Source organism: Legionella wadsworthii DSM 21896 = ATCC 33877, assembly GCF_000701265.1.
Lineage (GTDB): Bacteria > Pseudomonadota > Gammaproteobacteria > Legionellales > Legionellaceae > Legionella > Legionella wadsworthii.
In genome coordinates this window covers 71,934-81,454 of sequence record NZ_JNIA01000001.1, presented here as the reverse complement: position 1 = coordinate 81,454, position 9,521 = coordinate 71,934, and the positions used below count along the sequence as shown (strand labels likewise).

Genomic DNA, 9,521 nt, shown 5'->3' with positions numbered 1-9,521 from the left:
GGCAACAGAAAGTTCTTGTTGTAGTATGCCGGAAAAAAACCCATCAACCTCTTGCTGTGATACACAGTCAAAAACAACTGGATGTTGTGGTTGATGAATGCTGAGCCAATTAAGTTATTATTTCTTTGCACGGGGAACTCTTGTCGGTCCATTATGGCTGAGGCAATAACTAATCATTACTCGAATGGTCGCTATCTGGCTTTTAGTGCAGGTAGCGCTCCGACTGGAAACGTACATCCGATTGCAATTGAAACCCTTACGCGCCATGGTATCAAACCCAATATTCTTCGCAGCAAATCCTGGAATGAATTTAAAGCAAAATCTATTGATTTAGTCATCACAGTCTGTGACCAGGCAGCTAGTGAAAGCTGTCCAATTTTCCCGGGTCAACCAAAGAAACTCCATTGGAGTATCCCTGATCCTGCCCAAGTAGAAGGTTCAGAAATGGAAATCAATACAGCATTTGAAGCGGTTTTTAATCAACTGAAACAACGAATAGAAAAGGAGTTGCTGTCATGACCACTTGCAGCACCCGTCGCCTTTCTTTTTTAGATAGATATTTAACGTTATGGATTTTCCTGACAATGGCTATTGGCGTTGTTATCGGTTCACTCTTTACCGGCACGCCACAATTTTTAAATTCATTATCTATTGGTTCCACCAATATTCCCATTGCGATTGGACTTATTTTAATGATGTACCCTCCACTGGCCCGGGTAAAATATGAAGAATTACCACTAGTATTCAAAGATTGGCGAATTTTATTGTTCTCCTTAATTCAAAACTGGCTTATCGGTCCATTTCTCATGTTTGGTCTCGCTGTTTTATTCTTACATGGATATCCTGAGTACATGACTGGACTTATCCTCATCGGCTTAGCGCGTTGTATTGCTATGGTGATTGTATGGAATCAGCTGGCAGAAGGCGACAATCAGTATGTTGCAGCTTTAGTGGCGTTTAATAGTATTTTTCAACTGCTTTTCTTTAGTGTCTATGCCTGGTTTTTTCTAACAGTCTTGCCGCCCCTGGTTGGCATGACTGGACAAATAGTCCACATTGATTTTATGACCATTGCAGAAAGTGTCTTTATTTATCTTGGGATTCCCTTTTTTGCTGCATTTCTAACTCGCTTTGTATTGATAAAGAAAAAAGGGCGGTCTTGGTATGAAACCCATTTTTTACCAAAAATTTCTCCTATTACCCTGGTTGCCCTTTTGTTTACAATTCTGGCGATGTTTTCTTTGAAAGGGGCTATGGTTTTACAACTTCCATTTGATGTAATTCGCATTGCTATCCCTCTGACGATTTATTTTGTAGTTATGTTTTTTATCAGTTTTGTAATGGGGAAAGTTATAGGTGCGAATTACGAAAAAACAACTGCAGCTTCATTCACAGCGGCCAGCAATAATTTTGAATTGGCTATTGCTGTAGCAATTGCCACTTTCGGACTTAATTCTGCCATTGCTTTTACAACAGTTATCGGTCCTCTTGTTGAAGTGCCCGTTTTGATTTTACTCGTGAATGTTGCGCTGTGGTTAAAGAAATATTGGTTTTTGGAATTTAGTCTTGACAGTATAAAATGACACACTATTATTGTTAGTTCGCATTTGCTGCGTTTTTGTAATTTAAATCAAAGAGTGAGGGCATATCCCCCCATAAGAGAATTATGCCTTGAAAAATCAATAGAACAAACCAATCATCTGTTCCCAAAAGTTGAATTTTTATTGGAGCTGATCATAAAAGTTCATAAATGAATTAGAAAGGAAATGGAGGTAGATGATTCCTATCTCTAAGCCAGAATGGATGGTGCCATTCTTCATAGATGGAAACGGGCATATTGCTTTGCATAAACTCATCAAACGATAAGTCGCAAAGAAACCATTTAAGGAATTCCGCGCACGTTTCTGGGCTTATTAATTGACCGGACTGATAAGCCTCATCAAACATTTTATGTAAATGAAATGAAGTTGTTTCTCTTAAAATTTTTTGAATTCTTGTATCCACTTCCCCTGGAATAACACAAGACACACCGATATTTTTCTCGGCTAACTCTTTTCTCACAATAGCAGTTACTTCATCCAAACCCGCTTTACTGGCGCAGTATGTTGAACTTTCTTTAAGTTTCAAAGTGGCTGCTCTTGATGTAACAAATAAAATCCGAGACTTCTCAGGCATCCCTACCGCAAGAAGTGCCGTTAGTTTCATTGGAGCTAATAAATTAACCTGGAACACTTCGTCAATACTGTCACAATCATATTCAGTTAACGGACGTGGAGGACTTTTCATTCCTGCATTATGAACTAAAAGATGAAGTGGTATTCCAGATTCATGAATAATTTTGCAACCTGTTCAATATCACTATTGCGGGTAAAATCCGATTGAATGGGAACAAAACGAGGAAATAGCGCTTTAGTATCCTCTAAGCTACTCATATCCCGTCCTGTTCCATAGACAACCCAACCGTCACCTAAAAGAATTTTAGCGAGTTCAAGACCAATTCCATGGCTGGCTCCGGTCACTAATGCCGCTTTATTATTGTTAATGTTCGTCATGAAGCATTCCTTTAAACTAAAGTTAATTTCGTGGGGTATGGTAATCAAAGTTGAATAAAGTTAACAGTTTATTCTTAATTCATGTGTTACTAATTCAGTTAATTCTGTAATACTCTCTTTGATTTGAATAATAGTAGGCAAAACCTGAAGAACTTGTTCAATACCAATATCCTGCTGCTCTTTATCAGAGCTAAAAGAACGCTCTATATTATATACCAGCCAATTGATCCAATTACCAAGAACACCATAAAAAGCAGTTTCCAAATGATCCTGATTTATTGTTATTCCAGAAGAAGCATATGTCTTTAACATTTTTATAAATAAAGGCTTATGAAACAGTGGGGTAGTAATTCCACTCCAATCAAGAGCACAATTGACTATTTCATAAGTGGGGTTAAGTTTTCGCGCCGACTCCCAATCGATAAGAAACGGAGCATTATTTTTATCCCATAGAACATTTTTCTGATCCAGATCACCATGGCTTACTACACTGCTACTTTGTAAAATAGGTACAGTTTTTTGATAGAGGTCGTTAAGCTCAATTATAATTCGTTGATTACTTATTAATTGCTCCTTAAACACCAAATTTTGGCTTGCTGACTGGTCTATTAACACACTAATTTTTTCATTGGGATGAATATCAAATTCTTGAGTGCTTAGCTGGGGAACATCAAGATTAATGCAATGAATTTTAGCCAAGAGAGTGGCTATTTTAAGTGCATGCATCTCAGATATAGCGTCTTTATCTAATGCTTTTGCTGTTATCCAAGGATAAACAAGAAAAGCTTCATCTTCTGAAAGGATTAAATAATTATTTTCTATTTTTAGAGCATGAATTGCAGGTATCGTATATTTGGAAAATTGGAAGGCTATCTCTTCTGTCAATTCATATTGGGATTTAACTTCTTCAGTCAATTGGATCCTGCTATTGAGTTGTTTTACAGCAAACTGCGAGCCATTGCACTCCAGATACCACATTTTATGTAAAAGACCGCCATAGACTCTTTGAGGCAAGTCACATTGGTTTATCTTTAATTTTTTACAGATTGTTTCTAGTTGATTTCTATTCACTATGAACCACCTTAAGAATGCCTTGTGTTTCTAACTCTTCATTAAAAAATTTAACAAAAAATGTTTTGCTTAACTTGGGATTTTTTTTATTAATTCTCGTAAATTCTGCTATAAAACCGCACTTCTTATAAAACTCTGGGACTTGAAAAGCACTGGTCACTAAATTGATATTATTAAAGCCCTGGCCTTTGAAATGATGCTCTAGAGCAAGCAATAACTGCTTGCCATACCCTTTACCACGATGACTACTGTCTACCCAAATATCATCCACATAAATTTCAGAAAATGCTGTATAGGCATTAATCACCCCAACAACTTCTCCTTGGGCAGAAGAAATGGTCACTGAAAAACGTCGATAATTAACATCAATACCATGTTGGGCTTCATAGGCAATAAATCCCTTCGGCATTCGTTTTTCTGTGGCCTCATCGAGTTCATCAGCAAATTGGATTTGATATTCTTTCTTGCTTTCTGAAGGATCGCTACTCTCATGTGCTCTACTATCAAAACGAAAAATAACTCGTTGAGGCTGATGTGGATCATAATTGACTGTTTTAACTTCTTCCTGGAAATTGCCCATTGTAATTTTTGAAATAGTTTTACGCCAAAAGTTAAGCCCTCGCTTATTTTCCGGAATCACAGAAACTTCCCATAAGCCTGGATGCATGTTCCAAAGTTCAGAGGAAACCAAAAAACCTAAACCTTTGCCTTGAAACTTAGCAGTAATAAAAAACTCGTCCATATTCCACACAGTATCAGGGTAAATCCCTTCTTGATTTAATAGGACAAAACCTGCTAATTCATTGCCTACCTTGATAAGAAAGGCTTTTCTTGTCGGCTCTTCAAAGTAATTTTTAAAATCGAAGCTTTCATACAGGCCATCGGAAGGTAACGCCCAATCATCTGAAATAAAACCACAGTCACGAGAGAGTTCATATACATAAAATCGTGCCATATTTTGGATGATAGGATAATCATCTAATGTTGCTGTCTCAATTTTTAAAGCAGATTGTAATTCTTTGATGTTCACAGAACTTTCCTTAAATACAGTTTTGCTATATGACCTTCATTCGGATATCCAAGTGATTTGTAAAAATCATGAGAGCCCTCTTTGGCTCGCCTAAGTCCCGATGTCAAATCAATAATACAGGGACTAAACTGCCTGGCAAATTCCTCAACAGTAATCATAAGCTTTTTACCTATTCCTTGATTACGATATCCTTGGTCGACCACAAGGCCTTCAATATGAAATCTTGTTGTTTCGGAAACAAAAAGATAACTCTTAGACCAAGCAATCCAACCAACAACTTTTCCAGCAATTTCCGCAAGAAGAACACCGTAATGCAGTTCATTAGTAAATAGCTCAAGTCGTCTTTGCAGCTCATCAGGCGATTGTGGATAGTCCAATTGTTCCATTAAAGGGTGAAGATGTTGAGCATCATCAATTACTGCTTTGCGGATAATCAATTCAATAGACATTTTAGGACTCCAGATTCACTCTATCCCCGAATAGATTAGAAGATGAAATTACCAAAAAAGAAACCAAATTTCCGGAACTGTTTTTCACTTGATGAGCTACCCCTGCTTTTATACTTATTCCTTCTTGCTCCCGTAACACCTGCTTATAATCTTCAAACTCAATAACCAATTGCCCTTGCAAACAATAAAAAAATTGTTCTGTTTCCTGATGATAATGCTTTATCTCAGAACAACCAGGAGGTATCGTTTCATAAATAACACTAAATTGACCATCATTTTTTAACCACCATCCATCACAATCTTGTCCCCACTTAAAATGAGGTGTATTGTTTATTGAGACCACCCCTTCTCTCAATAAAGATTCTGATCTAGACGATTTTAGGTTTTGACTTAATCTCGAGACTGAATCATCATTTAAGAGTCCGATGTCTCTTGGTTCCTGAAGTTCTTTACGCAGAAAATAAAAAATAGAATTTTTCTGAAACCCATGTCGCTCAAACTCAAGCTCGAATCCTAACTTTTTATAAAATTCTATTGCCTCCCAATCCATAGTATTGACTGTTGCAAATGCACAACCTTTTTCACTGCCATATTTCAGCGTCTCTTGCATAAGCTTTGTTCCCCATCCTTGATGTCTGATGGACTCACTCACCCAAAGATTATCGACATGAAGACCTCCATAGAGTGTTCCCCCACTACAACCACCCACAATGCTATTGTCTGCTTCACGAATAAAGCATGCAAAGAAATCTAAAGATTCGAAGCCTCTTTGTTGTTTGGCATACGCCTTAATCCTGTTCGTTAATATTTGAACATCATCGGGATCTGGATTTTCTAAAAACGATAATTTTAAAGTCATCTCATTTATTCCACTGTAGGAGTCCAGGCACCATGCTCCACATAACTTGCCTCATCACTGCCTGACCAAGGTGGCATAGTAACGCAAATAAACACCAAATCTGCTGCATCACTTCGATATTGAAAATGTGTTCCCAAGGGAATATCGATACTGATTCCAGGTGTTAAAGGAGTAATACTCTCTTCATCGTTCAACTTACGCCAAATTGCACCCTCACCAGAAAGGACATGCCAAAACTCAGATACCGTTTTATGTCGAACCGCCTTGGAAATCGTTCCCGTCTTTAAAGTACAGTGAGCCATTCCACCTAAATGATTATTCATCAGCAATCGAACTTCAGCACCTGCTGGAGAGATATGTTGATACTCTTTGGGTATTTCTTGTGTATTCATTTATGCCTCTATTAAAACAATGTTCTCATCCGTAGTGGTTATTTCTTTTTTTAAATTTGAATTGTAACGCAAGTATTATCTGCATCTAAAGTAACCACTTTGCCAATTGGAAGAATGCAATTTTGCTTACCGTGTCCATAGGGAAACTCTTTAATGCAAGGTACTTTTAATTTTGAAGCCCATTCATTGATTACATCTTCTACCGTACCATCGTGCTGATTCGATTTCTTACTTTTACAGTGTTCAAATGTACCAAAAATAACGCCAGAAACTTCATCAAAAATTCCTGCTAAATCGAGTTGGGAGAGCATGCCATCAATATTATAGGGCTCGACACCAACGTCTTCTACCAACAAAATACTTTCTTTAAAACTAGGCAGATAAGGTGTGCCCATTAAATTAGTCATCAAAGTTAAATTTCCACCAAGTAAAGGACCTCGACTAACACCTGCATGAACCTTTATTCCTTTGGAAATTGTGTACTCTTGGCCTAACAAAGAGGAAAGTAATGTTTTTTTAACCTGGGTACTCAGATGAATAGTCAAAGTAAATCCTGTATAACTTACTAAGCCACTGTTTTTAAATAGGCCTAATTGCAACGCGGTGGTATCACTAAACCCGAATAATTGTTTTGGGTTTCTCTTAATTAATTCATAGTCTAAAAAAGGTAAAAGACGTTGTGAACCTTGTCCGCCTCGGGTTGCAATAATTGCTTTCACTTCAGAATCTTTAAAGAAATCCATCACATCATTTGCACGATCACTGTCTTTTCCCGCTAAAAATCGTTCTGATGCAAGCATATGCTTTGCATACTTTACCTTAAATCCATGCGACTTTAATAAATGAACTCCCGCTTCTATATCCTGTTCCATAATAGGGCTCGACGGAGAAATAAGCCCTACGATATCTCCTTTTTGCAGTGGTGCTGGACATAGAATCTTCATTTATTACCTCAATTATTTTCTGCATTCAAAAACAATACTGTCGTCTTTTTCATCGGGTGATGCGTTTCGGTCAAATCCTTTAACCATCCGTACCTTGCTAAAACCAACCTCAGTAAGCAAATTGTGCAAGAAAGAAGGGTCTTGATAAATGCGAATTTTATATTCCTCAACCTCTGTTTGAATCACACGGTTGTTTTCAATCAACTCGTATTTGCCGATAGAGTAACAAACCTCTTCATTGAGCATGGCTAATTGACTGAGTACGATGAGAGTTCCATCTTCTTTGGGCCATCTTGAGCCTCTCCATATACCTAATTCATTAGGAACTGCATAGCGTGTTTCTACTTCAAATACAAAAAGTCCTTTATCTTCCAGGTGCTCATAAATGATTTTTAACGCTTTTTGAATATCCGTTTTTTCAGTAATGAGACAAAATGAACCACTGGGTATAAAAATCAGAGAGTATTTCTCAGAATGATTTAAATCTTCAATAAAACCAGGCCAGACTTTTGAATTAAGATTTTTGCGCCTTGCTTTTGCATGCAATCGTTCTAACATCGGTTGACTTGCATCAAATCCATGAATATCAAATCCTTCTTCAGCCAAAGGCAATAAAAATCTACCTGTGCCGCACATAGGTTCTAAAATGGGGCCCTTAGCCTCTACAGCATAGCTTCGGTAGAATGAGTAGGCATCTTGTGGTGCATTAGGTTTACTTAAATCATATACTTCAGTACAGAGATTCTGATAAGTATCTAGTTTTTTCATGGGTTCCTCATTAAAATCCAATACCATTAAACATTCGTCATAGAAGGTATCTTTAATTTTAAGCGCTTTAGGCTCCGTACCATAAATTCGAAATCCTTGCTTTAGATAAAAAGCGCGGGCTGCAAAATTACTTGTTACACAGGTTAGGTGTAATTGAGTGACATGGGTTTTCGCATGCTGTATCAGGGTCTGAATTAATGCTGTTGCAATACCTTTTCCTCTGTATTCAAGACGAGTATACATCCCCCAAAGCACACCGCGATGTTTTGTTTTAAGTGAATTAAGCGTATAGAGTCCAGCACAAGATACTAATAAATCATCAACAAAGGCACCTAATACATATCCTTTACTTAATCCATTTTGAAAATCAGTATCGGACATAAACGCTTCCTCGTCATAAGAAGAGCCGAAGCTTTCTGGTGAGTTGGCCAGAGCCTCTAAACGTATTTCTTTCCATATATTCCAATCCGCAGCAAACAATTGTCTAATCTTCACAATATTATCTCCATGACGGTGACAGGATGTCCTTTAAATTCATCCATGCCAATCGTGCGCCAACCAAGACGACTGTAATATTCTGGAATGGTAGGATCAAAAGCAAAAAGATAAAGATTTTTAAACCCTAATGTTTGGGCTTCTTCTTTTACTCGAAGAATAAGCTGTCTTGCAATACCTTGTTTTTGATGGCCTGGCGCTACCACTAACGAGCCTAGCCAGGGAGTTAGTTCAGGACGGATCCCATCATTCACGCGTAAAGAGCACATCCCAACAGGTTTATCTTCATCAAAAGCAACAACAGTGAGCGGTAACTGCTCGATGTTTAAATGATTTCGTAAATTTTCTTCTACACGCGAAGTGGGCACATCAGGAACCCAAATTTTTCCTAATACTTCATGCCAAATCTTAGCAAGCTCTGGAATGCAATCTGAGTGATGTTTTAGATAAACTATTGTTATCATCTTAATACCTGTAAAAATGAATTATTCCTCTTGGCAAGGCGTGCCTTGATGAAACACCATTTGCCAACGATTGTGTTTGTATTGCCAGAGCGAAGAACGTAAGGAACTTTTTGAGGCAACAGTAACCTTATAAGTTGCCAACATGACTTCGGGCGACACCTCTAATACTGAAAAGTCATTAACCATATAGTTTCGTGACTCTTCTTCTGGAAGAGAATCAAGTAGGTCGTTCTTATTGTAAATTGAACCAGAGGCCCCATACTCGATAAATTCATCAGCAATCAGTAGCTTCAGTTGGGTAATCGACTTTCTCGTTTTCGGATTTAAAAGAGAAGTCTCTAGCTCATAAATCAGTTGGTGTTTTTGTTTCATAGCGATATCCTCATCAAATATCTGGGCTTGTGTTATTCACCATCGAGAAACAGAGCCAGTCCAAAAAAAAACAAAACGCGATTTTGAGTAATGCTCATTACTTAATTTTTGAATTGCTTCTTGAG

13 protein-coding genes and 1 pseudogene are annotated in these 9,521 nt (G+C 37.6%); 2 read left to right on the top strand and 12 right to left on the bottom strand.

From position 1 onward, the window contains the following. Positions 1-81: 81 nt before the first annotated feature. Together BU07_RS0100465 and arsB are read left to right on the top strand one after the other, a co-directional pair. Positions 82-519: an arsenate reductase ArsC gene (locus BU07_RS0100465; RefSeq protein ID WP_428829202.1), complete on the top strand. Its 438-nt coding sequence runs from the start codon at positions 82-84 to the stop codon at positions 517-519. Further along, positions 516-1,583: an ACR3 family arsenite efflux transporter gene (gene arsB, locus BU07_RS0100460; RefSeq protein WP_031562559.1), complete on the top strand. Its 1,068-nt coding sequence runs from the start codon at positions 516-518 to the stop codon at positions 1,581-1,583. Before BU07_RS0100465 ends, arsB begins: the two co-directional genes overlap by 4 nt. A gap of 172 nt (positions 1,584-1,755) precedes the next feature. Here the strand turns inward: arsB and BU07_RS0100455 are convergent, their stop codons facing one another. The 12 genes and pseudogenes from BU07_RS0100455 to BU07_RS0100405 form a co-directional block, all read right to left on the bottom strand. Then, positions 1,756-2,286 (bottom strand): SDR family oxidoreductase, encoded by a 531-nt coding sequence (locus BU07_RS0100455; protein ID WP_031562557.1) that lies wholly within the window; start codon positions 2,284-2,286, stop codon positions 1,756-1,758. Positions 2,287-2,300: 14 nt separating this feature from the next. After that, positions 2,301-2,552 carry an SDR family NAD(P)-dependent oxidoreductase gene (locus BU07_RS17770; RefSeq protein WP_031562555.1) on the bottom strand — a complete coding sequence of 84 codons (252 nt, stop codon included), beginning with the start codon at positions 2,550-2,552 and terminating at the stop codon, positions 2,301-2,303. 60 nt (positions 2,553-2,612) lie between these two features. Beyond that, positions 2,613-3,623 carry an aminoglycoside phosphotransferase family protein gene (locus BU07_RS0100445; protein ID WP_031562553.1) on the bottom strand — a complete coding sequence of 337 codons (1,011 nt, stop codon included), beginning with the start codon at positions 3,621-3,623 and terminating at the stop codon, positions 2,613-2,615. Then, positions 3,616-4,653, bottom strand: a complete 1,038-nt coding sequence (locus BU07_RS0100440) for a GNAT family N-acetyltransferase (RefSeq protein ID WP_031562550.1) — start codon at positions 4,651-4,653, stop codon at positions 3,616-3,618. Before BU07_RS0100440 ends, BU07_RS0100445 begins: the two co-directional genes overlap by 8 nt. Further along, entirely contained in the window at positions 4,650-5,102 is a 453-nt protein-coding gene (locus BU07_RS0100435; RefSeq protein ID WP_031562548.1) for a GNAT family N-acetyltransferase, read from the bottom strand. Before BU07_RS0100435 ends, BU07_RS0100440 begins: the two co-directional genes overlap by 4 nt. A gap of 1 nt (position 5,103) precedes the next feature. Next, positions 5,104-5,961 (bottom strand): GNAT family N-acetyltransferase, encoded by an 858-nt coding sequence (locus BU07_RS0100430; protein ID WP_031562546.1) that lies wholly within the window; start codon positions 5,959-5,961, stop codon positions 5,104-5,106. A 5-nt stretch (positions 5,962-5,966) separates the two neighbouring features. Continuing rightward, entirely contained in the window at positions 5,967-6,353 is a 387-nt protein-coding gene (locus tag BU07_RS0100425) for a cupin domain-containing protein (RefSeq protein ID WP_031562544.1), read from the bottom strand. 50 nt (positions 6,354-6,403) lie between these two features. Then, complete coding sequence (locus tag BU07_RS0100420) at positions 6,404-7,297, bottom strand: S66 peptidase family protein (protein WP_031562542.1); 894 nt, start codon at positions 7,295-7,297, stop codon at positions 6,404-6,406. A 12-nt stretch (positions 7,298-7,309) separates the two neighbouring features. Next, complete coding sequence (locus BU07_RS17655) at positions 7,310-8,065, bottom strand: class I SAM-dependent DNA methyltransferase (protein ID WP_031562540.1); 756 nt, start codon at positions 8,063-8,065, stop codon at positions 7,310-7,312. A gap of 42 nt (positions 8,066-8,107) precedes the next feature. Further along, positions 8,108-8,560, bottom strand: a pseudogene (locus BU07_RS17650) (GNAT family N-acetyltransferase); the annotation flags it as partial. Next, a complete protein-coding gene (locus tag BU07_RS0100410) occupies positions 8,557-9,024 on the bottom strand; it encodes a GNAT family N-acetyltransferase (protein ID WP_031562538.1) in 468 nt (155 codons plus the stop codon). The gene BU07_RS0100410 and the pseudogene BU07_RS17650, both read right to left, overlap by 4 nt. A gap of 21 nt (positions 9,025-9,045) precedes the next feature. After that, positions 9,046-9,396 carry a nuclear transport factor 2 family protein gene (locus BU07_RS0100405; protein ID WP_031562536.1) on the bottom strand — a complete coding sequence of 117 codons (351 nt, stop codon included), beginning with the start codon at positions 9,394-9,396 and terminating at the stop codon, positions 9,046-9,048. Positions 9,397-9,521 lie beyond the last annotated feature (125 nt).